The sequence below is a fragment of the Pseudomonas alliivorans genome, from assembly GCF_017826695.1.
Classification (GTDB): domain Bacteria; phylum Pseudomonadota; class Gammaproteobacteria; order Pseudomonadales; family Pseudomonadaceae; genus Aquipseudomonas; species Aquipseudomonas alliivorans.
This window is the reverse complement of the sequence record NZ_JAFFZW010000001.1, coordinates 505,356-529,760: the sequence shown is the minus strand read 5'-3', so window position 1 is coordinate 529,760 and position 24,405 is coordinate 505,356. Positions and strand designations below refer to the sequence as shown.

Below are 24,405 nucleotides of genomic sequence, written 5' to 3'. Positions count from 1 at the left end.
AGATCAGTCACTGATGAATCGACTGAAAACAAGCATCGCCTGCAATCGCCCCCCACGTTTTTGCATTTATTGCGCAGGCCCGTACACACCAAGCGCGCAGCGTGGGCACGCTGACGCGCTGCTCACGTATCAATGCGAAAACAGTGAATTGCCCACCTTCCCGGCCATTTTCTCCGGCTTGATCAGGAACCGCGCCAGCGCTGGCAAGAGCCACAGCGCGCCGAACATGTTCCAGAGCAGCATGAAGGTCAGCATCAGCCCCATATCGGCCTGGAACTTGATCGCCGAGAAGATCCAGGTGCACACGCCAATTGCCAGGCACAGACCGGTAAACAGCACCGCCTTGCCCGTGGACTTGAGGGTTTCGTAATAGGCTTCCTGCAACGGCAGTCCGGCGCGCAGGAAACTCTCGAGACGGCTGTAGATGTAGATACCGTAATCGACCCCGATCCCTACACCCAGCGCCACCACCGGCAGGGTCGCGACCTTCACGCCAATGCCCATGAACGCCATCAGCGCGTTGCCCAGCACCGAAGTCAGGACCAGCGGCAGCACGATGCACAGCGTCGCCGCCCAGGAGCGGAAGGTGATCATGCACATGGCGGCCACGCAGATGTAGACCAGAATCAGAATGGTCAGCTCGGACTTCTTGATCACTTCGTTGGTCGCCGCTTCGATACCGGCATTGCCCGCCGCCAGCAGGAACTGCATGTCCGGGCGGTCGTTCTCCCTGGCGAAGTCCTGCACCGCGTGCACCGCCCGGTCGAGGGTTTCAGCCTTGTGGTCGTTGAGGAACACCAGCAGGGGCGCCAGCGAACAGGTGTTGTTGTACAGACCGTCGGCGCGGGCGATGGAGTTGTTGAGCACGTCCTTGTTGCGCGACAGGGTTTCCCATTTCAGGTTGCCCTCGTTCATGCCCTTGATGACCTGCTTGGAAACCGTCACCAGTGAGATGGCGGACTGCACGCCCTGGGTGTTCTCCATTTTCCAGGCCAGCTCGTTGATCGCTGACATGGTCGGATAGGCCGAACAGCCTTCAGGTGGCGTCTTGACCATCACCACCAGCACGTCCGAACTGGTCGAGTAGTGATTGATGATGAACGCGTTGTCCTTGTTGTAGCGTGAATCGGGACGCAGCTCCGGCGCGCCCTGATCCAGGTCGCCGATTTTCAGGTTCTGGCTGTACCAGAGGCCGCCGCCGAAGGCGAGCAGCGCCAGCACAATGGAGACCGGCGCAACCTTTGCGCTGGCAAAGTTGGACAGCAATCGCCAGAACGGATGCTCGGACACCGCATCCTGTTTGCTGCGATTGATGGCCCGTTTGCTGATGCCTGCGTAGGAAATCGCCACCGGCAGCAGGATCAGGTTGGTGAACACGATCACCGCCACACCGATGGAAGCCCCGATGGCCAGCTCGCGAATCACACCGATATCAATGATCAGCAGCGTGATGAAGCCCACGGCGTCGGCCAGAATCGCGATCATGCCGGGCAGGAACAACTGACGGAAAGTGCGCCTTGCCGCCATCAATGCGTTTTCGGCATCGCTGGATTGCAAGGCGATACCGTTGATCTTCTGCACACCATGGGAAATGCCGATGGCAAAGATCAGGAACGGCACCAGCATCGAGTACGGATCTATACCAAACCCCACGACATGCATCAGCCCCAGTTGCCAGATCACCGCGATCAGCGTGGTAATCAGTACGGCGATGGTGCTGCGAATGCAGCGTGTGAACCAGATCAGCAGCACAAGCGTGATCAGAAAGGCGATGCCGAAGAACATCACCACCATGAAAAGGCCGTCGATCAGATCACCGACCTTCTTGGCGAAACCGACGATGTGAATCTTGATGTCGGGGTTCTGTGCTTCGTACTTGTCGCGGATCTTCTCTTCAAGCTGGTGCGAGAACTGCTGGTAGTCCAGCGCCAGCAATTTGCCCTGATCTGCCGGGTCCGGGTAGGACTCCTGCAACGGCACATCGATGATGCTGGATTTGAAATCGTTGGCCACCAGCCGCCCGACCTGCCCGGACTTGAGTATGTTGTTGCGCAACAGATCCAGACTCTCGTCCGAACCGTTGTAACTCTGCGGAATCACTTCGCCCCCGGCAAAGCCTTCCTCCGTCACTTCCGTCCAGCGCACGCTCGGGCTCCACAGCGATTTCAGGCCGGAACGGTCGACGCCGGGGATGTAGAACACCTCGTCGCTGATCTGACGCAGCGTCTCCATGTATTGTTTGGAAAAGATGTCGCCATTCCTGGCCTCCACCGAGATGCGCACGGTGTTACCCAGGTTCGCGAGATCGTTGCGGTGCGCCATCATGTTCTGGATGAACGGGTGGGACAGCGGGATCATCTTCTCGAAGCTGGTGGACGGGCGAACCTGGGTGGCCTGCCAGAACAGAAAAATACTGGCCAGCAGGCACAGAATGATCACGGCCGGGCGGTTGTTGAAGATCAGGCGCTCGAGAAAGGTCTCTTTTCCGCCGGAATGCTGGGTGTGTTGAAGATTGGTCATGCCTGAATGTCCCCGCCCTGAAAGGTCTTATTGTTGGGTCGTCTCGGCGCCCGTTGGCGAGGCGACGCGAACGCCTCCCTGACCTACCAGAATCAGATTGCCTTGAAGATTGGAGGTCACACCCGCCAGCGAGATCCGGTCGGGGCGGTTGAAGACCTGAAACGTTTCGCCGTCATCGTTGCTGCGCATCACGCTGCCACCATTGCCGACCAGCACGAGTAAGCCGTCAGCCAGCAGCGAGGCACTGGCCAGACCGAACTCCAGCGGACCGCGCGCGCCCTGCAGTTCGATGGGCTGCCACGTGTCACCGAAATCGGTGGAGCGGAAAAGGTTGCCGCGCAAACCGTAGGCCAGCAGCGTCGACGGACTGGCGGTACCGATCACCCCGAACAGCGAGCCCTGATACGGGCCTTCGAGCTTTTCCCAGGTCTGCCCTTCGTCACGGGAGCGAAACATGCTGCCAGCCTCGCCGACGATAAACAGCCCGGCGTCCTTGACCTGAGTGATGCCGTTGAGGTGGTATTGATCTTCGTTGTCCAGCCGATCGCTGACATCTTCCCAGTGCTGACCGCCGTCAGTGGTGGTCAACAAGGCACCGTAGGCCCCGATGGCCAGACCGTTCTGCAGGTCCTTGAACCAGACATCCAATAAAGGTGCCTCGCGTGCCAGGTCTTCGAACTGCTTGTTCCAGCTCTTGCCGCCGTCGCTGCTGGCGAGGATCTGCGCGTCGTGCCCCACCGCCCAGCCGTGCTGTTCGTCGACAAAATAGACGGCGGTCAATAACTGGCGCGTCGGCACGCGGGCCTGGACCCAGCTCTTGCCCTGATCATCGGAATAAAGAATGTGACCGTGGTCCCCGACCGCAACCAGTCGAGCACCTGCGTGAGCGATATCCAGCAGCAGGCCGCGGGCGGCTTTTGCCGACTCGATGGCGTAAACACTGGTCGTGCTGGCGGTTGCGGTTGGCGCCGGATCGGTCGCGGCCATGACCGGTGCAATCACCGTGCAGGCCATCAGGATGGTCAGGGACATGCCCGCGCGTAACCGGGTGCGCCGATAGACAGGCTCACTCATGGACGTTCCCCTCTTATTGTTATTAGGCTCTGACACCGGCCCGCTCGTACGTGTCAAACGCTCGCGGGCGCTCTGGCCGTACCTTTTGCAAGCCTCGCCATCCTAGGCAGTTTTGCAAATGCCTGACAATCGACATGTCGTTATCTTTTGTTAAGCGCACCCACTGTGATTGATGCGCTATCAGCAAGCCTGATACAGAAAGCGTCGAGCGCCGTCAGTCAATGACGACGTGGGGCAGGAAACGGCTGGAGTCCTTGGTGATCAGGCTGTCGTCCTCCCGAATGCCGATACCCGAGGCCAGATCACCGATCACCCAGGAGCCGATCAGCGTATAGCTGTCGTCGAATCGCGGCAGCGGCGAGTACGCCTGCATGATGTAGGGCGCGTCGGTGTAAGGCCCATCGACTGCAATGACCTGATCACCCGGCGTGCGCATCTCGATATTGGCGCCTTCGCGGGAGAAGTACGGCTTGCGTACCCAGCCTTTGGGTACGGCCCGCCGAGGATCACGATCCACATGGGATTCCAGCAGATTGGGATGGCCTTCGTTGAATTGCCACAGCAGCGGCAGAATGCCTTTGTTGCTGAGAATGGCCTTCCAGGCCGGCTCGACGAACTGCGTGCCGCTGGCCGCTACGTATTCGCCGAACGACTCGTGGAAGATATGCTCCCAGGCATGCAGCTTGAACAGACGCTCGATCGGCTGCGCGTCCAGGTCGACGAAGCGTCCGTCGGCGGTCAGACCGATATCTTCGATATCGATGTGTCGGGCGTCGATGCCGACATGAGCCGCCATCCGCCGCAGAAAATCGGTGGTGCCGCGGTCCTCGACGGAACCCGACATCGCCGAAAAATGAAACGGTCCCTGACGAGGAAACTCGGCGAACGCGCGCACAAGGTCCTCGGCAATGGAATTGAACTGGGTGGCATGAGCAGGCAGAACACCGCGCTCCATCTGCTCCTCCAGCCACAGCAACTGCACGGCCCCGGCTTCCATCAGGCTGGTCGGGGTATCGGCATTGATTTCGTACATCTTTGCCGGACCGATGCCATCGTAGGCGAAGTCAAAACGGGCATAGAGGTGCGGGTGCCCTTGCTTCCATGAGGTGCGGATCAGGTCGAAGAACGACTCCGGAATGGCGAGCTGCCGCAGCAGCGCTTCGCTGTCCACGATCCGCCCCACGGCATCCATGCACATCTGATGCAACTCCTGGGTAGGCGCTTCCAGATCGCGGGTAATCTGCTGTTCGGTGAACAGGTAATACCCGCGCTCATCCCAGTAGCGTTCGCCGTCGATGGTATGGAAGTTGAATCCTTCCCGCTCGACGGTCGCTTGCCAGTCAGGTCGTTCTTCGATGCTGATCTTTTTCATGGGCCGGATCCGTCAGCCTCCAAAACTGCCACTGCTACTGCTGCTCTTGCCACCCCAGCCGCTGCGCGCCGACGCCTGACTGCCGAAGCCGCCGCGCGAGACCGTCGAAGACACCGATGAACCGGAACTGGAGCGTGATCCGAAGCTGGACCCCGAGCTCGAACCTGAACCTGAACCCGATCCGGAGTCGCCCAGACTGCGACCCAGCGTGTTCCTGTCGTAGCTGCCGGAGCCTGAGCGTGCCTGGGTCGAACCGCCGAAGGTCTTGCCGCGCTCCATCTGGCTCGGCAATGACGATCCGTAGTAACCGAACGAACCCGAGTTGCGGTCATCGCGTGTCTGGTAGATAGGCTGCGAGTAGTAACGGCTGCCGCCGCCAAAGCCGTTGCTCATCAGGTTGCCGATCAGCAGGCCGGTCAGCAGGCCTGTTGTACCGCTCATACCGGACGGCGCAGACTGGGCGACCTCCTGCTGGGCCCGTTCCAGAGCATCCTTGGGCACATTACCTTCGAACCCCAGTTCGAACCCGCCCATTTTGGGCATGTACTTACCGTCGGAAGTGACCTGGCAGTAGTCCGGAATAAAATCGGCATCACACGAAGCCTTGTCATCGTAGACCGGGGCAATGGCCCGGTGGTCCGACATCGCCTTCATGAAGGCGTCCGAGCAAACATCGACCGGAACCTTGGATTCGGTGCATTCCTGAACCGATTTGAAGCTGGCCCGTGCCGTGAAGTTGGGCTCCTCGTCTGCAGCGCCACAGCCGGAAATGGCCAGAGGCAGCGTGCTGACAAGCACCCATTTTACTGAACTGCGTCTCATCGATAATCTCCTTGACCGTCGCTGCTGTCAGACCGAGGGGGTCATGCAGGCTGCGTTGAGGAGACCGACACTGATCGCGACGCTGGCCGAGTAGATTGCTGCAGCTGTTTCGCCCTTGGCAATGCGCGTCGACAGCCCTTTTAGCACCATGCTGGTCACGCCAAAAGCGACCAGTTGCACCACCGCGGCGATCACCACCCAGACGATCACGTCCAGAATGCTGATGCTGTAGGTGATGATATTGCTGGCTGGCAGCGCGAAACCGATCAGCGACCCCCCCAGCGCCAGTGCGGCAGCGCTGTTGTTCTCACGGATGAGCGCGAATTCCTTGTGCGGCGTGATGCGGCTGTAAATGAACTGGAACAGGGCGAACAGAATGGCCGCCACCAGGATGTACATCACAAAACCGAACACCGCAGTGGCGTTGAGCGACATACGAAGCGCGTCGATCATGAGGATTTCCTTGTCATAGAACGTTGATATCAGTGGATTGCAGCGTCACGCCAACCGCCGTGGTGAGGGTGATCTCACCCTCCTCGTCTTCCTCGACCGAGAACAGCAGGAACTCCCGACGATTGATCAGGCCTGTTTCGCGGGCGTACAGCATGCTCAGGTGTTTGACGCGATAGGCACCGTCAGGGCTGACGACGTCTTCGTCCAGCGGCGTCAGTTCGGTCTGTCCGGTCTCGGTTCCCCATTGTCTTTCGAACACTTCACCTTCGTGCTCGTAGGTCGGCAGCCCGATCTTCGACGCAGGTCCGGTCAGGCGCAGCAACTCGTCCTTGCTGGTGATCGGCGAGGCACTGTAATAGCCGAACAGGATGATGTCCTGAATATCTTCAGGCGCGGGGCCATTGGTGACCACCTGCAGGAAATAGTCTTCGTTATCCAGATAGAAACGCTGAAGCGCCATGGACTGGCCAAGATCGATACGACCGACCGACCAGACCTTTTCGTCCCCTGGAATGACCACATAGGAATGCCCGTCGAGCAGCATCTTCAGCGAACTGTCCAGGCACAGCATGCGCCCGGAAGCCAGGCCCAGAGGGCTGGAAAAACCCGTCGATCCGTTGGCACTGGCCGTCGTCTTGGGCGCTTCCAGCCCCATGGCACGTTTGAACCAACTCATAGCGCATCTCCTTGAAGCCGACTGGAGGCAATGTAGAAAATTTCCCCGCCGCGAACAGGCACGTCATTGGCAGGATTGATCTGAAACTGCGCCACGGCGCCAGCTCTGTAACCGATCAGCGTGGCGTTGAAATCCTGACGCAGGCGCATGTACAGGTCGCCGCAGGATGAGGTGTAGTCGTTGGGCAGCACATGGCGGAATTGCGTGGCACCCTCGCCGATGCACAACAGTTCGGTGATCACCGAACTGGAACCCGGGTCCTGAGACGAACGGACCAGCATTTCGATGGCCATGTTCGAGGTACATTCCAGTTCGGGTGCATAGGTTCTGGCCAGTGCAGCCCGTTCGGAATTGTTGAAATGCGCCACGACATGCCCGGTCGGCCCGAGGCTCTTGAGGGTCAGCACGATTGCCAGGGTCAGGCTGTCGGACTGGGTGTGCACCAGAATCCGTTGCGCGCCTATGGCTCCGGCGCGCAGCAGCACGGCTGGCGAGTCCAGTGAATCGCCCTTGATGAACGAGGCGCGGCCCGGCATCGGATTTTCGGTGATGATCGAATCACAGATCACCAGCCCTGTGCGGCTGGTCGAGGTGTCCTGGCCCAGCAGTTCGACGATGCGTTCGCTGGTTTCACCGTCCCAGCCGACGAGTACGGTATGGCCGGTGAGAGCCGAGCAGTCGCCCTGTCCTTTCATGTTTCTTCTCCAGATGTCCCCGACCGAAGTCGACGCCTTGCCAATGACGGTCGTCAGCAGGGCGATACCGCCCAGCATGATCCAGGTGGTGGTAATGAGCTTGCCCCACCCGGTTTTGGGCGACAGGTCGCCGTACCCGACCGTGGTCGCGGTGGTGAGGTAGAAGTAGGTGAAATCGACACCCTGAACCAGATGCTCCTCGCCCGCCAGCGTCAGCAGCAGCCAGGAGACGATGTAGTGCGTCAACAGCAGGACGCCAATACCGGCCCAGCCGAATCGTTCGAAGAACACCGAGGCGTGACGCCGAAGTAACAGCAGCAGGGTCATGCGTGCAAATCCATGATTCAGGTTCCCTTCCAGACGGGTCGGAGACGACGACCCGCAATCCACGGCATGCCCTTCAAACCACTCGAGTGGTTTCAGTCCGTAACGCTTTCGAATGCATCAGCCGGGCGACGCCTATTCCCGCCAGCGCACCGGCCAGGTGCGACTCGAACGAAATACCCGGCATCGGGACGAATCCATAGATCAGTCCGCTGTAACCGGCCAGTGCGATCATCGCCAGAAGCAGGCTGACCAGACTGCGCTGATACCACGCACGCGCCAGTAAATAGGTCCACAAGCCGAATATCAAGCCGCTTGCACCGACATGAATGCTGGATCGAGCAAACAGCCACACGAGAATGCCACCCAGCGCACAGATCAACCCTGCAACCCAGGCATAACGCTTCACGCCTTCGGTGGCCACCAGCCAGCTCAGCACCATGAACGGCAACAGGTTGCCAAGCAGATGCCGGAATGAACCATGAATGAAGGGCGCAAAAACGATGCCCTGCAAACCGGAAACCGTGCGCGGAATGATGCCGTACGTGACCAGATTGCCGGACGAGAATGCATTGACGAACTGCACGGCGACCAACAACAGCGACAACGCGAGGATGACCTTCAATCGTGCCGAAAAGCTCATCCGGTCTCCTCGCCTGTCTTCACTCGACGTTTACTGTGCAGGCGTCTGGCTTTTGGCTTTCAGGCGCGCCAGCACGTCATCCGCACCGCCACTTCTGGCGCCAATGCCTGCTTCCTGAAGACGACGCTCCAGATCGCTGCCATTGGACTGACCGGCCAGCTCTTCAGCGGCTTCCAGCTTGGCGTCCTGCTCATCCTGACGCTGCTTGAGGCGGGCCAGCGAACCGACAGCCGTCTCGACCGCGCCGCTCGCGCCACCGGTGGCAGTCGCCGTTGCAACGCGGGCTTTCTGTACGGTTTCGCGCGCTTTGGCCATTTCGACCTGCTGCTTGAGGCTCTTGATGCGCGACTCGGCTTTGGCAACCTGTTCCTGCAGCAGACCGACCTGCTTGCCGAACTGATCTGCCAGTTCCTTTTCCTGATCCCGCAGGGCCTCGATCTCGGCGATCTTGGTGGCGCATTCCACGGCCAGCGCCTCTTCACCCTTGTTCAGGGCCTGCATGGCGCGCCCTTCCCAGTTGGCAATGCTGGTGGCGTGTTCTTCCAGACGCTGTGCCGAAAGCTTGTGCTTGGCCTTGATGGTAATCAGACCGTCGCGAGCCCGGACCAGCGCGCTGTCTGCGTCACGGATTTCCTGGTCCAGGATGCGGATGGCGTTAGCGTCGACAATCGACTCGCCTACTTCGGATGCACCGCCACGGACAGCGGTAACCAGTTTTTTCCAGATGCTTGTTGTCATGAATGCTTTGCTCCTGACAGGGATGTTCAGTAAATGAAGTGATCTTCGAAGGCTTCAGCCGCACGGATCACGTTGTCCGCAAGGGTCAGAATTTCCTGAACAATCACTGTGAGCGAAGACGCGGCGCTCAGTGCGCCAAACAGGCAGTACACTTCCTGACCGTCAGCCAGCTTTTCGATCCCGACCGAAGACAGCGGAAACAGGTCGCGACTGCGCAATACTTCGCCATTGAAAGCGGCGACGTCCTTGATCTTGTTCACTTCGATCAGCGTGGCGTCGGCCAGAATCTGATCGCCCTCGACCGCGATGTAGACAGGCAGATCACCGAAGTCGGCCATGGTCAGCTTGATACCTGCCGCCTCGCCCTCAATGACACCCATCTCGATCCTGCCCTCAGTGACCAGATCCAGTTCGGAAAAGGCTTTTTGCAGAGAGCTGATCGTCCAGTTGGTATTCTCGGTCATGAAATCCTCCAATTTGATCCTGTCACCCAGAAAGGGCTGTCTTAACGCTTTCTCGATTCCCCGCAGGGCATCGACATTCTCGGGCCGAATCCAGAACTCACGCTTGACCAGCCCGGCGTCCTTGAGTCGCTGACGCATTTCACGCATGTAATCGGTAGAGCTTTTCGAAGCCTTGGCCGGGTCGGTTGCGTTGTCGCCCTTGGTTTTGCGAGGCATTGGCGCTTCCCCTAGTTGAGGGCCTTGGAACTGAGACGCAACGTATCAGAAGTTTTCATGCCTGGATATATATCACATGTGAGATTTTTTGTAGGATCTGTCGCCTTGTGACTGCGATAACTGCGCATACAGCCTCGGGCTTGAAACGCCCGGTCACGCAATGCATAAAAAAGGGCCGTCCCCCGCAGCGGACAGCCCTTCTCTTCAGGGTGCCGACACCGCACCCTTCATTGCCTCAGCCTTACTCGGCCAGACTCTTGCTCACCACTTCATACACATCCGGCGACAGTTTGCCGGACGCGAGGATGCGCTCCAGTTCCGCTTTCATCAGTGCCTGACGAGCGCTGTCGTATTTGCGCCAGCGCGTCAGCGGGGCCAACTGGCGGGAGGCGATCTGCGGGTTGAAGCCGTTCAGTTCGATGACCAGATCCGCCAGGAAGCGATAGCCCGAGCCATCCGCTGCATGGAAGTTGATCAGGCTCTGGCCGGCGAAAGCACCGATCAGGGCGCGGACCTTGTTCGGGTTCTTGATGTTGAACGCAGGGTGCTGCATCAGGTCTTTGACCCTTTGCAGACCGCCCGGCTGGTTGCTGCCGGCCTGAACGCTGAACCACTGATCCATGACCAGCGCGTTGTCCTTGAAGTTCTCGGCAAACACGGCCAGCGCCTTGTCCCGCTCCTCGGTGAACGGCGAGTTCACCAGCACGGCCAGTGCAGTCAGGCGCTCGGTCATGTTGTCACTGGTGTCGAACTGGTCGATGGTCGCAGCCAATACCTGCGGCTTGCCGCTGAGCATGAGGTACGACAGCGCGATGTTCTGCAACGCGCGACGGGCGAAATGCTCGGCTTCGGCGACGTAAGGCGTGACTTTCGAGATCTCACGGTTGGCCTGGTAACGCGCCCACAGACCTTCGAACAGACTGTCCGCCAATTGCTGACGGGCGAATTCACGCGCTGCGTGAATGGCTTCGACGTTGGCCACTTCGCTGATTTCAGTCAGGTAAGCCTCGCCCGGCAGCGACAGCATTTCCGCGACCATCGCCTGATCCAGTTGCTCGTCAGCCAGCACGGTGCCCAGTGCAGTCACCAGACGCTGGTCCATGACCAGTGCCTGGCCCTGCTGATGCTGAGCGATCATTTCCTGAAGGACCTGCACCGACAGTTGCTGACCGGCGTCCCAGCGGTTGAAGCCATCGCTGTCGTGCTGCATCAGGAACATCAGTTGATCGCGGTCATAAGGGAAGCTCAGCTTTACCGGCGCAGAGAAGCCGCGCAGCAACGAAGGCAAAGGCTTTTCAGTGACATCGACGAAAGTGAATGTCTGCTCGGCTTCGGTCACCGACAGCACACGCGTGCTGCCAGTGGCTGACGCCTCGCCCGACAGACGCAGCGCCATGTCGTGACCCTGGCTGTCCAGCAGGCCCAGTTCGACCGGAATCACGAACGGCTGTTTCTGATCGCCCGGTTGACCCGGCGTGGTCGGGCAGCTCTGGCGGAAGGTCAGGCTGTAAGTGCCCGCAGCGCTGTCGTAGGACTCGCTGACCGCCAGACGTGGCGTACCAGCCTGGCTGTACCAGCGTTTGAACTGGGTCAGGTCGATGCCGTTGGCATCTTCCATCGCCTTGATGAAGTCGTCGCAGGTCACTGCCTGGCCGTCATGACGCTCGAAGTACAGATCACTGCCCTTGCGGAAGCCTTCGGCACCCAACAGGGTGTGCAGCATGCCGACCACTTCGGAACCCTTCTCGTAAACCGTCAGGGTGTAGAAGTTGGAAATCTCGATGAAGCTGTCAGGACGTACGGCATGCGCCATCGGGCCTGCGTCTTCGGCGAACTGGTGAGTGCGCAGGTAAGCGACGTCCTGGATGCGCTTGACCGTGGCCGAGTTCATGTCGGCGGAGAAGCCGGCGTCGCGGTAAACCGTGAAACCTTCCTTGAGTGACAGCTGGAACCAGTCACGGCAGGTCACGCGGTTGCCTGACCAGTTGTGGAAGTATTCGTGGGCCACGATGGCCTCGACGCGCTGGTGAGCGGCATCGGTCGCGGTCTCGGCACGGGCCAGCACGGCGCTGGAGTTGAAGATGTTGAGACCCTTGTTCTCCATCGCGCCCATGTTGAAGTCGTTGACGGCGACGATCATGAAGATGTCCAGGTCATACTCGCGACCGTAGGTCTCCTCGTCCCAGCGCATGGACTTCTTCAGGCTGTTCATGGCGTGCTGGCACTTGTCGATGTTTTCCGGCTCAACGTAAATGCGCAGGGTCACGACCCGCTCGCTCATGGTGGTGAACGTGTCCTCGACACACCACAGATCGCCCGCAACCAGCGCGAACAGGTAAGCCGGCTTCATGAACGGGTCTTCCCAGGTCGCCCAGTGACGACCATCTTCTTCCTCGCCGCTGGCAACCGGGTTGCCGTTGGAAAGCAGGATCGGGAAGCTGTGCTTCTCGGCACTGACAGTCGTGGTGAACTTGCTCATCACGTCAGGGCGGTCAAGGTAGTAGGTGATCTTGCGAAAGCCCTCGGCCTCGCACTGGGTGCAGAACATGCCGCTGGACTTGTACAGGCCTTCCAGTGCGGTGTTCGTTTCCGGGTGGATGCGCACGGTACTGTCGACAGTGAACCGCTCAGACTTGGGGTGCAGGGTCAGGTGGTCTTCGGTCAAATGGTAATCGGCCGCCGTCAGTTCGACGTCGTCCATGTTCACCGAAAGCAGCTCAAGGTGCTGACCGTCCAGCACCAGCGGCGGCAGACCTGCACCGCGTGCGGGGTTACGGCGCATGACGAGTTGCGCATGGACCAGCGAATGATCGTCGAACAGTTCGAACGTCAGGTTCGTCTCGTCGATGAGGTACTCGGGCGCCTGATAATCCTTCAGGTAGATCATGGTCGGTTGTTCGGTGCGCATGCTGGAATCCTTTTACTGATGCACGGCCATTTGATAAGCCGTGTATTTGCGAATATTGATCACGCCGGTATCGAAGATCAGGTATTGGCCTTTGATCCCGAGCAGTGTGCCCTCGGCAATCGGGTTCTTGTCCAGGTTGAAGCTCACGATCTTGGTCGGATACGCCTCGACCGGATAACGAAACTCGACGGGCTCGGCGTCATGAAGTAATTGGATGGCTTGCAGACCGAATCGTTCTTGCAATCCCAGCAGGCCCGCGCCGCAGGTTTCGAACAGCGCCTGACGGATGGCCTTGAGGTCCACCGGCTGGGCGTCGCCCTTGAGCAAGGCACGCCAGTTGGTGCGATCGGCCACCTGACTGCGCAGCAGGTCTTCGACAAAGCCCGATTGCTGACGCGTGGCAACGCGCAGAATCGGCAGCGCCTGACTCGCCCCTTGATCCAGCCAGCGGGTCGGCAGTTGGGTGGAACGTGTGATGCCCACCTTCACGCCCGACGAGTTGGCCAGGTAGACAATGTGGTCAGTCATGCAGAACTGCTCGCCCCACGAAGGATCGCGGCAGGTGCCTTGATCGTGGTGGCATCTTTCCGGGCTCATGATGCAGACGTCGCACTGCGCCAGCTTGAGCATGCACGGGTAGCAATAACCCTGACTGTAGCTGGACTTGGTCTTGCGACCGCAGTGGCTGCAATGGATCGCACCCAGAAATTCCAGCCTGACCGTCTTGCCGATCAGCGGGTTGACGGCGATTTCAGTGTCGCCCAGCCGAAAGGCGTACTGCACCAGCGACGAATCGTCCTGGCGCACGGACATCTTGTTGACGGCGCCACGTCCGATCTCGATCAATGGATGGCATCCGACTTGAACAGGATATTGGGCACCGGTGCTGACTTGGACGAGCATTCCTGCGGGCCCATGTAACCAGTGCGCTGGTCCTCAGGCAGGTTCTGCGCTTCCCAGGCGATCAACGCCTGCAGCGACAACTCGCGCTGCTCCTGGGTCAGCTTGCGACCGTCGGACCATTTGCCGATTTCCACGGCCAGTTTCAGGCTCTCGTAGATATCCGGGGTGATGTTTTCAATCATTTCTACAAAAGACGACATGGCGCACTCCAGAAAATAGCGGGCAATTCTAGGCCTTGCGGCGCGCAAGCGCACCACCCAGCAGGCCGGTGACACAACCGATGATCAGGCCGCCGACGTGGGCACCGTTGGCGATCTCGCCAAAACCGAGCATGCTCACCAGACCGGACATGCATAGCGCCAGCCAGACCAGCATCATCACCAGCACGCCGCGCGGCAGGCGATAGACAGGATTGGGCGCCAGCATCTGGAAAATCCAGCAATGGCCGAGCAGACCGTAAAGCACACCGGATAACCCACCGAACAGACTCGGACCTGATGACAGGTACTGAACATAGTTGGAGACAGCCGAGAACAACAGCGTCAGACCCAGCAAGTGCCAACTGCCCTGACGAATCTCGATCCGCCGCCCCAGCTCCCAGTACCACATGCCGTTCATGGCCAGGTGCAGGATGCCAAAGTGAATCAGCATCGGCGATACGATCCGCCACCACTGACCACTGGCCAGGGTCTCGTCCAGCGGCAGGAAGGTGGCGTAATCGCCCTGGACCCGGAAGTCCAGAAACGTCAGCCAGCGAATGGCTTCCAGATTGTCGCCCAGCAACGTCAGGCCGGCGACGAGCAACGTGACCAGCAGCACCAGGGCCGTCACCGGGCAACGCCGTAACTGATGCATCAGGCCCGGACCGCCGGTGAGCGGTTGCGCAGTGCTGCCGGGCAATTGAAAGGCTTCGTCGCCCTGGGGGAAGCGCTCGTACAGTTCGCGCACTTCCTGCGCCAGGTCTGTGGAGTCCGGCACCCAGAGCACTTGCTCCCCCACTTCTTCACTGACCCGGTGCGGAATCTGCAGACGGTGCAACAGGCTGACGAAACCGCTCAGGTCAGCGTTCAACGGCAAGCGCAGGGCTGCAACAGGACTCATCGTGAAACCTCGGGACGCTGTACATCGACCCAGACGAACTTGTCCGGATCGATTTGTGTTTCCTGATCCAGCCGGTAGGCGACCAGTTTGCCGTAGAGCACGGCGCTGTAATCCAGACAGGCCAGATTCGGGCGTATGGGGGCAGGAATGCCGCTGCGCCAGTAATGGCCGACGAACAGCATCGGCTCGTCAATGCCATAACGTAGCAGTGCGTTCTTTTCGGAAGTGGACAGCGGGGTTTTGGCCACGCCCTCCGGCAACGCGTCGGGCTGGAAGACAATATCGCCATAGGTTTGCGGATCGTCTTCCCAGAATTTGGTGCGGAAAAAGGCACGGGTCAGGCCGTCTCCACCGGTCAGGGTAAGGCCATGCGGCAGGCGCATGTCAGTGCCGCGCAGCAGGCGATTGAACACGTTGCTGGCAAAACTGCCGGGCACGGCCGACGCCTGGACGAAGTGTTTATCGATGCAACCGGTGCCGTGCAGGCCGCGCAGCGGGTCGATCAGGGTCGCATCCCAGCAGGCATGCACCACCCGGAAACGCCCTGCATCAAGGTACAGCGGCAATTCGTAGAACCACTCGACGAAGGCTTTCCACTCATCGGGATGCTGCTCGAACTGCGCCAGCGTCTCACCGATCAGCTTGGCGTGGCGCGGCGTGTGCTCACGCACGAAACGGTGGCCGCTTTCCGGCAGCGCTGGCGTCATCCAGCCCAGTGCATTGAACTCATGATTACCCATGATGCAATACGCCTGACCGGCCTGGACCATGTCGTGAACAATATGCAGCGATTCGCGGATGCGAGGGCCGCGGTCGATGATGTCACCGAGAAAGATCGCGATGCGCTCGGGGTGGCGCCACACGCCAGCCTGCAGGCGGTAACCGAGAAGCTCCAGCAGATGCTCCAGGGTATGAGCACACCCATGCACGTCACCGATCAGATCGTAGCCACGCGCCGGATCGATCATCAGTCGCCTCCAGCACCAAGCCGGCTGCCCCAGCCGAGCTTGGTGCGGCAGACTTCGTAATAGTTATGGTCCAGAGGATGAATCAGGCGCAGCTTCTGCGGTTTCTTGCTGACCGTGATGGTGTCGCCGGGCGCACAAGTGAAATGGTTCTGCCCGTCGCAGGACACTTGCGGGTAAATGGTCATGTCCTTGGCCACCACGATTTTCAACTCACTGTTGCCATCGACCACAATGGGGCGACCGGACAAGGTGTGCGGATACATCGGCACGATGACGATGGCGTCGAGCTTGGGGTGCATGATCGGCCCGCCCGCCGACAAGGCGTAGGCGGTCGAGCCGGTCGGGGTGGCAACGATCAGGCCGTCGGCCTTCTGGCTGCACACGAACTGGCCGTCGATGTAGATCTCGAACTCGATCATCCGTGTGGATTTGCCGGGATGCAGCACCACGTCATTGAGCGCGTCGCCCTGCCCGATCGCTTCGCCATGACGACGCACCTCGGCCTGCAGCAGAAAGCGGTTTTCGACCAGATAATGCCCGTCCAGCACTTCGGCGCACTTGACCTCAAGCTCGTCGGGACGGATGTCGGTCAGGAACCCCAGGCTGCCTCGGTTGATGCCCAATACAGGGACGTTGTGCCTGGCCAACGCTCGGGCGGCGCCCAGCAGACTGCCGTCGCCGCCGACCACGATCACCATGTCGCACACTTCACCGAGCATCTTGCGCGACGATGTCTGCAGGCCATGACCGGGCAGCACTTCGGCAATGGTCTCTTCAAGGATGACGTGAAGGTGCCGGTCCAACAGGAATTTCTTGAGTCGGCGCACGGTATCGAGCACCTGGACACTGCCCAGGCGGCCGATGATGCCGATATTGCGAAATTGCTCCATGAGACTCCTGCTGCGGGTTCGAGACGGCTTGGAAAAGGGGATTATGGGCGAAAGCACCACGCAGCGGCAAACGGACGTGCAGCATCAGGCGCCGTTTCAGGGCTCTACGCCGGGAGATGGCACCCACTCTTGCATCTGATCACGCTCAGCGCCAGGGCAACCCGCCGTTGAGTCAACCAGAGGCAGGTTTTTCCAAAAGGCCATGTCCTTGCCTGCCCCCTTGGCCTGATACAGGTTGATGTCCGCCGTCTTGAGCACTTGAAAAGCAGTTGACTGGGCGTCGATTTCTGCCAGCCCTGCGCTGCAGGTGAAGGGATAACCGTTCGCTGCCTGCCTGATGGAATCCAGAAGCCGGTTCACATAGTTGCGCGCCTCGTGTTCGTTGCAGACTGGCAGGATCACGCCGAACTCCTCCCCACCCAGACGGCCATACGCGAGACTGCCCGCGGTTCTTTTCAGGCATGAAGCCATGCATCGCAGCACTTCATCACCGGCATCATGGCCGGACTCGTCGTTGATCCGCTTGAAGTCATCGATATCCAGCATCAGAAAGTAACCGGCACTCCGGGCTGCCAGATGCTCTTCCAAAGCCTCCATCAGGGCGCGACGATTCAATATATCCGTCAAATGATCGATCAATGACAGTTCGCGAAAACGGCTTTCCAGTGACAGTACGTTTCGAATCGTGCGGGTATAAGTGTGATTGAGCAGAATGCCGAGGCTCGTCGATGCAATAAACAACAGCGCGATGAATATATAAGCGACCGTACCGGGCTCAATACCTTGCGCCGGAGAGAGAATAATCCAGGACAGCATTGTCACCAGCACATAATCCCGGGTATAGACCATCAATAATGTCGATCCGAGAATAATCATCACCGCAATCGGCAATGCCCAATTGATGCCCATGGCACTGTTCAACTGACTGGCTCTGGCAAAACAGCAGGCGACCACGACCACGAAGAGAACGCTTGCCAGCCGCCAGACCTTGAAATGTCTGGCGCGGCATTGCACGGCGCAGATCGAAAGAAGCCCAAGGGTAAGCACGACCTCCAGAGCGCCATAATGAACGCCTGGCGTCACCAACAGAACAATGACCCAACACAGGATCGCCAGACATTGCGCCAATGCAACGGCGGGAGAGAGAAGATTTTTTATACGGGCCTGCATTTCACGGTTCATTGAAAACTCCAGGCCTTCCAAACCCTGCCATGACAAAGATTGCCACCTTCACCGCACCCGACTGTTAACAACAAAATGGGCTTTCAAATCGGTTGCAATTCAACGCCTGATTACAAACTCGTATTAAAATGCCAGCACCAAGATATGCCTGTCATTGTGACGACGCAATGATCGTCCTGTCAGAAGTGACAGCGTGATAGCGAATTGATCGCTTGCGTTTTGAAAAGTATTGGCCTGATGCCTGAGAAAACACTCGACCTGTCAGACCCGACTCAGGCTATTCTCGATACATGACTTTATTTCCCGACCTGATCGACCTTCCACGTCAGTTGCGACACCCTGAGGTGCGCGACCTTGCGTGGGTCATTCTGGCGCCGCCCATGCTGGACGCCACGCCCTGGCCGCAACGCCATCCGCTGGCCGGAAGCGAGTGGGTCGAGGCGCCACAACGACTGGCCGACTTCCTGCGCAAACTGGATCAGGACAGCCAGGAGCTGGAGCACTGGATTGCGCAGGCTTCCACTCGCCGTCTGGGCCGTTATTACGAAAGACTCTGGCAATTTGCAGTGCAGCACGCACCGGGCGTAGAGATCATAGCCGCCAACCTGCCGATCCGGCTGGACGGTCAGACGCTGGGGGAGCTGGACATGCTGCTGCGCGACCGCGACGGCGTGCATCACGTGGAGCTGGCGATCAAGCTGTATCTCGGGCCGCAGGACGGCGGCGGCAGCGACCCCGCGCAATGGCTCGGTCCTGGCTGTCACGATCGGCTGGACCGCAAGCTTGCGCACCTGAGCCAGCATCAACTGCCGATTTCCTCACGCCCGGAAAGCCGCTCGACGCTGGCAGCGCTTGGCGTCGAGGCCTTCAACGCCGAACTGTGGCTGGGCGGGTATCTGCTTTATCCATGGCCGGGATCTGCCGATCCGCCTGCGGGAGCGCATCGGCAACATTTGAAGGGTCGCTGGCTGCATCAGCGCGACTGGGAGCGGTTCATGACGTTGAACGCATCAGATCGCTGGCAACCGCTGCCCCGCCACGCCTGGCTGGCACCGGCGCATTACCGGCAAGCGTGGAGCAATCAACAGTTGCAGGACTGGCTGATACAACTCGATCCGCTGGCCCCGGCGCAACTGCTGGTGCGTCTGACCGAAAACGCCGAAGGTGAATGGGAGGAAGCCGAGCGATTGTTTCTGGTGTCAGACCTGTGGCCAAACCTGGCCGACACCAGCCACCCGCTCAACCCAATCGCAGTGCCAGCGCCGCCAGTGTGATCAGCAACACCGGCAGGGTCAGCACGATGCCGACCTTGAAGTAATAACCCCAGCCGATAGTGATGCCCTTGCGTTGCAGCACATGCAGCCACAGCAGGGTTGCCAGACTGCCGATCGGGGTGATTTTCGGTCCCAGGTCGCTGCCGATCACGTTGGCGTAAATCATCGCTTCCTGAATGGCACCGGTCGCATGACTGCCTTCAATGGACAACAGACCGATCAGGACCGTTGGCATGTTGTTCATGATCGACGACAGGAACGCAGTCATCACCCCCGTCCCCATCGCAGCGCCCCAGATACCGTAACCGGCAAACCAGTCCAGCAGGCTGGCCAGGTAGCCGGTCAGTCCGGCGTTACGCAGGCCATAAACCACGAGGTACATGCCCAGCGAAAACACCACGATGTGCCAAGGCGCTTCCTTGATGACCTTGCGCGTGGAAATGGTGTGGCCCTTGGCGGCAATGCCCAGCAACAGTACCGCGCAGGTCGCCGAAATTGCGCTGATCGGGATCCCCAGCGGCTCGAGTGCAAAACAGCCCACCAGAAGAATCAGCAACACCCACCAGCCGGCCATGAAGGTCGCCCGGTCCTTGATCGTGGTTTCCGGTTTATCAAGCTGGTCAGGATCGAAGTCACGCGGGATGTCACGACGAAAATACAGCATCAATACCGCCAGCGTGGCCGCAACGCTGACCAGATTGACCGGCACCATGACCGCCGCATATCGATTGAAGCCGATCTTGAAATAGTCCGCCGACACGATATTTACCAGGTTCGATACCACCAGGGGCAGGCTCGCAGTGTCGGAAATGAACCCGGCGGCCATGACGAACGCCAGGGTCGAGGCCGGGGAAAAGCGCAGCGCCAGCATCATTGCGATCACGATCGGCGTCAGAATCAGCACCGCACCGTCGTTGGCAAACAGCGCCGACACCAGCGCGCCGAACAGCACGAAGAACGCGAACAGACGCCGCCCCTTGCCATTGCCCCACCGCGCCACGTGCAGCGCAGCCCAGGAAAAGAAACCCGCCTCATCCAGCAGCAAAGTGATGATGATCAGCGAAATGAAAGTGGCCGTGGCATTCCAGATGATGCCCCACACCACCGCAATATCACTGAGGTGAACCACGCCGGTCAGCAACGCCAGACCTGCCCCGAGCACTGCGCTCCAGCCAACACTGAGCCCTTTGGGCTGCCAGATGACGAGCGTGATGGTGAACAGGAAAATCAGCGTTGCTATCAGCATTATTTAGTCCGGGGCAGAAAGATCGCGAGAATGCCAAGCAGCGGCAGGTACGAACACAGGTTGTAAACGAAGAGAATGCCGTGGCTGTCGGCCAGACTGCCGAGCAAGGCTGCGCCGATGCCGCCGAAGCCGAACATCAGGCCGAAGAAAAGCCCGGCGATCATGCCGACGTTGCCAGGCACCAGTTCCTGTGCGTAGACCACGATGGCCGAGAACGCCGACGCCAGCACAAAGCCGATGATCACGCTCAGCACGCTGGTCCAGAACAGGTCTGCATAAGGCAGTGCCAGGGTAAAAGGCGCGGCACCGAGGATCGAGAACCAGATGACCGCCTTGCGCCCGATCCTGTCGCCAATCGGACCGCCGAAGAACGTCCCCGCTGCCACCGCGCCCAGAAACAGGAACAGGTGCAACTGCGAGCTGGCTACGGACAGGTCAAACTTCTCGATCAGGTAGAACGTGAAATAGCTGGTCAGGCTGGTCATGTAAAAGAACTTGGAGAACACCAGAAACGCCAGCACACCCAGCGAGGCAATCACTCGCCCTCTCGACAGACCGTGAGTCGCAGCTTGCCCGGCCTTAAGCTTGAACAGGTTCAGGTGCGCGCGATACCAACGGCTGATCGCGTAAAGCAAACCCAGGGAAAACAGTGCGAACAGACCGATCCAGGCCACATTGCCCTGCCCGAACGGGATGATGATCGCCGCCGCCAGCAACGGTCCAAATGCCGACCCGGTATTGCCACCGACCTGAAACGTCGATTGCGCCAGCCCGTAACGTCCGCCCGAGGCCAGTCTCGCGATACGCGAGGCTTCCGGGTGGAAGGTGGACGAACCGATGCCGATCAGCGCGGCGGCGAGCAGAATCAGCGCGAAAGTGCCGGCCATCGACATCATCACGATGCCGATCAGGGTGCAGATCGAACCCACCGGCAACACCAGCGGGTTGGGATGACGATCCGTGTAATAGCCGACCCACGGCTGCAACAATGACGCAGTGATCTGAAACGTCAGAGTGATCAGGCCGATCTGGGTGAAGCTCAGGTCATAGCTGGCCTTGAGCATCGGATAGATCGACGGCAGGATCGCCTGGATCAGGTCATTGATCAGGTGCGCGAGGGCAACGGCACCAATGATGCGCATCACCAGCGGGCTGGATTGTGGGGTTGTCGTGGCCGTCGCCGCACCTGGCTGAGCACTGGTCGCCATGGGATTCATCCATAAAAGATTTTCGGGTGTCCCCGGACGGATGATTACAAGATGTGTCACGCGTACCAGGGCGCGCCAATGTGCCATTTTTCAGGGCAGGAGTGCCACGTTTTGTTGCGTTTTTGTAAACCGGTTCAGCCAGCGGTGCGGATAAGGCTTTTGATAGCGATCGTGCCAATGCCTTGCGTTGGCACGTCGCTCGGGACGCTCTGCGTCCCGATTGATCGGCGGGATGTACCTGCGCATACACCGTGAAGCGGAGCGTTACGGGAGGCATGCCCATGCGCAGCGATGGGCAAACGAGGCGTCATGCATGCGTCTGAGCTGAACCAATGGCTGCCTCATTATCCGCAACCGCCACATCATGCAACGAAACCCTGGAAGTCTCGGGCAAGGCCAGACCACCCACCATCGCCATTACCGCCACGGCGATCAGGTAGAACGCCGGTGACAGGTTGCTGCCGGTCGTGCTGATCAGCCAGGTGGCCACCAACGGAGCAGTGCCGCCAAACAGTGTGTAGGCCATGTTGTAAGTGATGGCCGACGCGGTGTATCGCGTGCGGGTCGGAAATATCTCTGACAGCAGCGCTGCCGTGACCACGCCACACAGCACCGCGCCGACTGCCAACAGCATGACGCCGATCACTGAAGCTGCGAACGAGCCGGAGCTGGCCATCAAAAACGATGGAAACACCACCAGCATCAACAGAATGCAGGCGGTGGCCATCGTGACGCGACGCCCTACCCGATCAGAATAGGCGCCTGCCAGCGGGCAGATCGCTGCGGCGAACGCCAGGGCAATCAGCGACACCAGCAACGCGGATGCTCGACTCAAACCGCCCGCCACCTGCAAATAGGTCGCGAAATAGGTGGTGAACATATAGAACGACAACGCCGTCAGCGACACGAACGCGCCCAGGCAGCAAATCGCGCCTGCATGATTGCGCAGGGTGTCCTTGAGCGGTGAGTGGGCGACCGCGTGCTCCTTGGTGACCGCCTGAAACGCCGGAGTTTCATCCAGTTTCCAGCGCAGGTACAAGCCCACCAGCCCAAGCGGCGCAGCGATCAGGAACGGCAGACGCCAGCCCCAGCTGCCCATGGCTTCAGAGGACAACGAGGCCTCGAGCGCATAAGCCACCACGGCCGCCGCCGCGAAGGCGGAAAAGGTCGAAACCGGCACGAAGCTGCCGTACCAGGCGCGTTGCGTACGCGGAGCATGCTCCATCAGGTAGGCGCAGGCTCCGGCGTATTCTCCACCGGCCGAAAAACCTTGAGCGCAGCGAATGATGGTCAAAAGAATCGGTGCGGTCACTCCGATAGCGGCGTATGTGGGCAGCAAACCGATCAGGGTCGTTGCCGCCGCCATCAGCAGAATGGTCATGGCCAGCGTCCGCTTGCGGCCTATCCGATCGCCCAGCATGCCGAAAAAGATGCCGCCCAGCGGCCTGAACGCGAACGCCACGGCAAATACGGCGAAGGTTTTCAACAGCGCTGCGCTGGTGTCGCCGCTGGGGAAGAACTGCAAGGCGATGGTGGTGGCCAGAAAGCCATAGACGGCAAAGTCGAACCATTCGACAAAGTTGCCAATGGCGGCCGCCACGATGACTTTTCTCAGCGTGGCAGGATCGACGTGTTCTGCGGCGGTAGTTGTCATGCTGACCTCGGCGTATGGATCTTGAATGGATCGATTATCGAGACAGTGACCCGGACACCTCAGTCCAGAACAGTCATCCGCATAGTCAGGGCCGACGCCTCGGCGCATACAAGTACAGTTTTCATGCCAAAGGCTCTGGCACGGGCTTTAATCCCATCGCACGCCTGCCCTGCAACCCACCGGTATGGACAAAAACCAGGCGGGTGCCGGTTTTGAAGCGGCCAGCCAGCACTTCGTCATGCAGCGCCAGCAAGGCTTTGCCCGTATAAAGTGGCTCAAGCGGTACACCACCGTGTGCTTCACTGTGATCCATGAACTCCAGCAGGAGCGCATCCGTTCTGGCAAACGCGCCTCGGCTGGCATCAAGCAACTGCCAGCGGGACGGGTCATCAGTAACCAGTGCCGCAATGTTCTGTGCCACGCCATGATCATCCGGCACCGCCATCGCGCCATACACCGGGTGGATACCCTGCTCGGCAATGACCAGTCCGGCCAGCGTTGTGCCGGTCCCGGCGGCCAGCCACCAGCCGTGGTAATCGTCCCAGCCCGATTGCGAGAGCTGGCTGCGAACCAGCGACAACAGCCGCGCGCAGCCTTCGGTCCCCGGCAAACCGCCACCGCCTTCAGGAATCGGATACAGCTCTGGATAACGCGCCTGCCAGGGAAGCCAGAAATCAGCCGCATGCCGCTCGCGATAACCGGCGTAACCGAGCCAGTGCAACTGCATACCGAACGCCTGCAAGTCGAGCACAGTTGGCGTTTCCTGCGGATGACCGCGCAACAGGCCTGCGGTCGGGAAACCAAAGCGCTTGCCCGCTGCGGCCAGTGCATGAAGATGATTGGAATGAGCGCCGCCCAGGCTGATCGCACCGGTTGCCCCGACGCGAACGGCCCGAGTCAGGTGCCCGATCAGCTTGAACCATTTGTTGCCGCTGATCAGTGGATCGATGAGATCCAGACGCAGGATCGCCACCTCGACCCCGGCCTGTTGCAGCCAGTCGAAGTCGAGGGTTTCAAGCGGTGCAACGGGCTGCCAGTCAAGGGCGTCACGAATCATGGTCAAGGCCGGTTATG

22 protein-coding genes are annotated in these 24,405 nt (G+C 59.7%); 1 reads left to right on the top strand and 21 read right to left on the bottom strand.

Annotation, left to right across the window (positions count from 1 at the left end):
* Positions 1–129: 129 nt before the first annotated feature.
* The 17 genes from JTJ32_RS02465 to JTJ32_RS02385 form a co-directional block, all read right to left on the bottom strand.
* A complete protein-coding gene (locus JTJ32_RS02465; protein ID WP_210040642.1) occupies positions 130–2,520 on the bottom strand; it encodes an efflux RND transporter permease subunit in 2,391 nt (796 codons plus the stop codon).
* Positions 2,521–2,547: 27 nt separating this feature from the next.
* The gene (locus JTJ32_RS02460; protein WP_210040640.1) at positions 2,548–3,594 is read right to left on the bottom strand and encodes a WD40/YVTN/BNR-like repeat-containing protein; all 1,047 of its coding nucleotides are present in this window, start codon (positions 3,592–3,594) and stop codon (positions 2,548–2,550) included.
* Between the two features lie 214 nt (positions 3,595–3,808).
* Positions 3,809–4,966, bottom strand: coding sequence for a glutathionylspermidine synthase family protein (locus JTJ32_RS02455; RefSeq protein WP_099228094.1), 1,158 nt, complete (start codon positions 4,964–4,966; stop codon positions 3,809–3,811).
* Positions 4,967–4,978: 12 nt separating this feature from the next.
* Positions 4,979–5,788: a DUF1190 domain-containing protein gene (locus JTJ32_RS02450; RefSeq protein WP_210040638.1), complete on the bottom strand. Its 810-nt coding sequence runs from the start codon at positions 5,786–5,788 to the stop codon at positions 4,979–4,981.
* A 27-nt stretch (positions 5,789–5,815) separates the two neighbouring features.
* Positions 5,816–6,241, bottom strand: coding sequence for a DUF350 domain-containing protein (locus JTJ32_RS02445; RefSeq protein WP_210040636.1), 426 nt, complete (start codon positions 6,239–6,241; stop codon positions 5,816–5,818).
* A 13-nt stretch (positions 6,242–6,254) separates the two neighbouring features.
* The gene (locus JTJ32_RS02440) at positions 6,255–6,917 is read right to left on the bottom strand and encodes a YjfK family protein (RefSeq protein ID WP_099228090.1); all 663 of its coding nucleotides are present in this window, start codon (positions 6,915–6,917) and stop codon (positions 6,255–6,257) included.
* Positions 6,914–7,939: an ion channel gene (locus JTJ32_RS02435; protein WP_210040634.1), complete on the bottom strand. Its 1,026-nt coding sequence runs from the start codon at positions 7,937–7,939 to the stop codon at positions 6,914–6,916. The genes JTJ32_RS02440 and JTJ32_RS02435 overlap by 4 nt, the downstream gene beginning before the upstream one ends.
* Positions 7,940–8,012: 73 nt before the next feature.
* Positions 8,013–8,579 carry a rhomboid family intramembrane serine protease gene (locus JTJ32_RS02430; RefSeq protein WP_099228086.1) on the bottom strand — a complete coding sequence of 189 codons (567 nt, stop codon included), beginning with the start codon at positions 8,577–8,579 and terminating at the stop codon, positions 8,013–8,015.
* 30 nt (positions 8,580–8,609) lie between these two features.
* A complete protein-coding gene (locus JTJ32_RS02425) occupies positions 8,610–9,317 on the bottom strand; it encodes a PspA/IM30 family protein (protein ID WP_099228085.1) in 708 nt (235 codons plus the stop codon).
* A 26-nt stretch (positions 9,318–9,343) separates the two neighbouring features.
* Entirely contained in the window at positions 9,344–9,997 is a 654-nt protein-coding gene (locus JTJ32_RS02420) for a YjfI family protein (protein ID WP_184319281.1), read from the bottom strand.
* Between the two features lie 241 nt (positions 9,998–10,238).
* Positions 10,239–12,905, bottom strand: a complete 2,667-nt coding sequence (pepN, locus tag JTJ32_RS02415; RefSeq protein WP_210040632.1) for an aminopeptidase N — start codon at positions 12,903–12,905, stop codon at positions 10,239–10,241.
* Between the two features lie 12 nt (positions 12,906–12,917).
* Entirely contained in the window at positions 12,918–13,751 is an 834-nt protein-coding gene (locus tag JTJ32_RS02410; RefSeq protein WP_184319275.1) for a DUF2797 domain-containing protein, read from the bottom strand.
* Complete coding sequence (locus tag JTJ32_RS02405; RefSeq protein WP_004884522.1) at positions 13,748–14,008, bottom strand: YeaC family protein; 261 nt, start codon at positions 14,006–14,008, stop codon at positions 13,748–13,750. Before JTJ32_RS02405 ends, JTJ32_RS02410 begins: the two co-directional genes overlap by 4 nt.
* Before the next feature lie 28 nt (positions 14,009–14,036).
* Positions 14,037–14,909, bottom strand: a complete 873-nt coding sequence (locus tag JTJ32_RS02400) for a rhomboid family intramembrane serine protease (protein ID WP_099228080.1) — start codon at positions 14,907–14,909, stop codon at positions 14,037–14,039.
* A complete protein-coding gene (locus tag JTJ32_RS02395; RefSeq protein WP_099228078.1) occupies positions 14,906–15,877 on the bottom strand; it encodes a metallophosphoesterase in 972 nt (323 codons plus the stop codon). The genes JTJ32_RS02400 and JTJ32_RS02395 overlap by 4 nt, the downstream gene beginning before the upstream one ends.
* Entirely contained in the window at positions 15,877–16,767 is an 891-nt protein-coding gene (locus tag JTJ32_RS02390) for an NAD(+) kinase (RefSeq protein WP_004884525.1), read from the bottom strand. The genes JTJ32_RS02395 and JTJ32_RS02390 overlap by 1 nt, the downstream gene beginning before the upstream one ends.
* Positions 16,768–16,863: 96 nt before the next feature.
* Positions 16,864–17,949, bottom strand: coding sequence for a GGDEF domain-containing protein (locus JTJ32_RS02385; RefSeq protein ID WP_210040630.1), 1,086 nt, complete (start codon positions 17,947–17,949; stop codon positions 16,864–16,866).
* Positions 17,950–18,239: 290 nt separating this feature from the next.
* On the opposite strand from JTJ32_RS02385, the gene JTJ32_RS02380 reads away from it, so the two are divergent.
* Positions 18,240–19,223, top strand: coding sequence for a DUF1853 family protein (locus JTJ32_RS02380; protein ID WP_210040628.1), 984 nt, complete (start codon positions 18,240–18,242; stop codon positions 19,221–19,223).
* Here JTJ32_RS02380 and JTJ32_RS02375 read toward each other — a convergent pair.
* The 4 genes from JTJ32_RS02375 to JTJ32_RS02360 form a co-directional block, all read right to left on the bottom strand.
* Positions 19,189–20,469: an arsenic transporter gene (locus JTJ32_RS02375; RefSeq protein WP_099228073.1), complete on the bottom strand. Its 1,281-nt coding sequence runs from the start codon at positions 20,467–20,469 to the stop codon at positions 19,189–19,191. The two genes, JTJ32_RS02380 and JTJ32_RS02375, sit on opposite strands and share 35 nt — an antisense overlap.
* Positions 20,469–21,677 (bottom strand): MFS transporter, encoded by a 1,209-nt coding sequence (locus tag JTJ32_RS02370; protein ID WP_099228071.1) that lies wholly within the window; start codon positions 21,675–21,677, stop codon positions 20,469–20,471. Before JTJ32_RS02370 ends, JTJ32_RS02375 begins: the two co-directional genes overlap by 1 nt.
* A 307-nt stretch (positions 21,678–21,984) precedes the next feature.
* On the bottom strand, positions 21,985–23,331 hold the full coding sequence (locus JTJ32_RS02365) for an MFS transporter (protein ID WP_184319266.1): 1,347 nt from the start codon (positions 23,329–23,331) through the stop codon (positions 21,985–21,987).
* A gap of 121 nt (positions 23,332–23,452) precedes the next feature.
* Positions 23,453–24,388 carry a 1-aminocyclopropane-1-carboxylate deaminase/D-cysteine desulfhydrase gene (locus JTJ32_RS02360; RefSeq protein ID WP_210040626.1) on the bottom strand — a complete coding sequence of 312 codons (936 nt, stop codon included), beginning with the start codon at positions 24,386–24,388 and terminating at the stop codon, positions 23,453–23,455.
* Between the last annotated feature and the right edge of the window lie 17 nt (positions 24,389–24,405).

Coding starts and splice junctions, on each gene's coding strand:
- JTJ32_RS02465 (WP_210040642.1), bottom strand. CDS start 2,520: ATGACCAATCTTCAACACACCCAGCATTCCGGCGGAAAAGAGACCTTT.
- JTJ32_RS02460 (WP_210040640.1), bottom strand. CDS start 3,594: ATGAGTGAGCCTGTCTATCGGCGCACCCGGTTACGCGCGGGCATGTCC.
- JTJ32_RS02455 (WP_099228094.1), bottom strand. CDS start 4,966: ATGAAAAAGATCAGCATCGAAGAACGACCTGACTGGCAAGCGACCGTC.
- JTJ32_RS02450 (WP_210040638.1), bottom strand. CDS start 5,788: ATGAGACGCAGTTCAGTAAAATGGGTGCTTGTCAGCACGCTGCCTCTG.
- JTJ32_RS02445 (WP_210040636.1), bottom strand. CDS start 6,241: ATGATCGACGCGCTTCGTATGTCGCTCAACGCCACTGCGGTGTTCGGT.
- JTJ32_RS02440 (WP_099228090.1), bottom strand. CDS start 6,917: ATGAGTTGGTTCAAACGTGCCATGGGGCTGGAAGCGCCCAAGACGACG.
- JTJ32_RS02435 (WP_210040634.1), bottom strand. CDS start 7,939: ATGACCCTGCTGCTGTTACTTCGGCGTCACGCCTCGGTGTTCTTCGAA.
- JTJ32_RS02430 (WP_099228086.1), bottom strand. CDS start 8,579: ATGAGCTTTTCGGCACGATTGAAGGTCATCCTCGCGTTGTCGCTGTTG.
- JTJ32_RS02425 (WP_099228085.1), bottom strand. CDS start 9,317: ATGACAACAAGCATCTGGAAAAAACTGGTTACCGCTGTCCGTGGCGGT.
- JTJ32_RS02420 (WP_184319281.1), bottom strand. CDS start 9,997: ATGCCTCGCAAAACCAAGGGCGACAACGCAACCGACCCGGCCAAGGCT.
- pepN (WP_210040632.1), bottom strand. CDS start 12,905: ATGCGCACCGAACAACCGACCATGATCTACCTGAAGGATTATCAGGCG.
- JTJ32_RS02405 (WP_004884522.1), bottom strand. CDS start 14,008: ATGTCGTCTTTTGTAGAAATGATTGAAAACATCACCCCGGATATCTAC.
- JTJ32_RS02400 (WP_099228080.1), bottom strand. CDS start 14,909: ATGAGTCCTGTTGCAGCCCTGCGCTTGCCGTTGAACGCTGACCTGAGC.
- JTJ32_RS02395 (WP_099228078.1), bottom strand. CDS start 15,877: ATGATCGATCCGGCGCGTGGCTACGATCTGATCGGTGACGTGCATGGG.
- JTJ32_RS02390 (WP_004884525.1), bottom strand. CDS start 16,767: ATGGAGCAATTTCGCAATATCGGCATCATCGGCCGCCTGGGCAGTGTC.
- JTJ32_RS02385 (WP_210040630.1), bottom strand. CDS start 17,949: ATGAACCGTGAAATGCAGGCCCGTATAAAAAATCTTCTCTCTCCCGCC.
- JTJ32_RS02380 (WP_210040628.1), top strand. CDS start 18,240: ATGACTTTATTTCCCGACCTGATCGACCTTCCACGTCAGTTGCGACAC.
- JTJ32_RS02375 (WP_099228073.1), bottom strand. CDS start 20,469: ATGCTGATAGCAACGCTGATTTTCCTGTTCACCATCACGCTCGTCATC.
- JTJ32_RS02370 (WP_099228071.1), bottom strand. CDS start 21,677: ATGGCGACCAGTGCTCAGCCAGGTGCGGCGACGGCCACGACAACCCCA.
- JTJ32_RS02365 (WP_184319266.1), bottom strand. CDS start 23,331: ATGACAACTACCGCCGCAGAACACGTCGATCCTGCCACGCTGAGAAAA.
- JTJ32_RS02360 (WP_210040626.1), bottom strand. CDS start 24,388: ATGATTCGTGACGCCCTTGACTGGCAGCCCGTTGCACCGCTTGAAACC.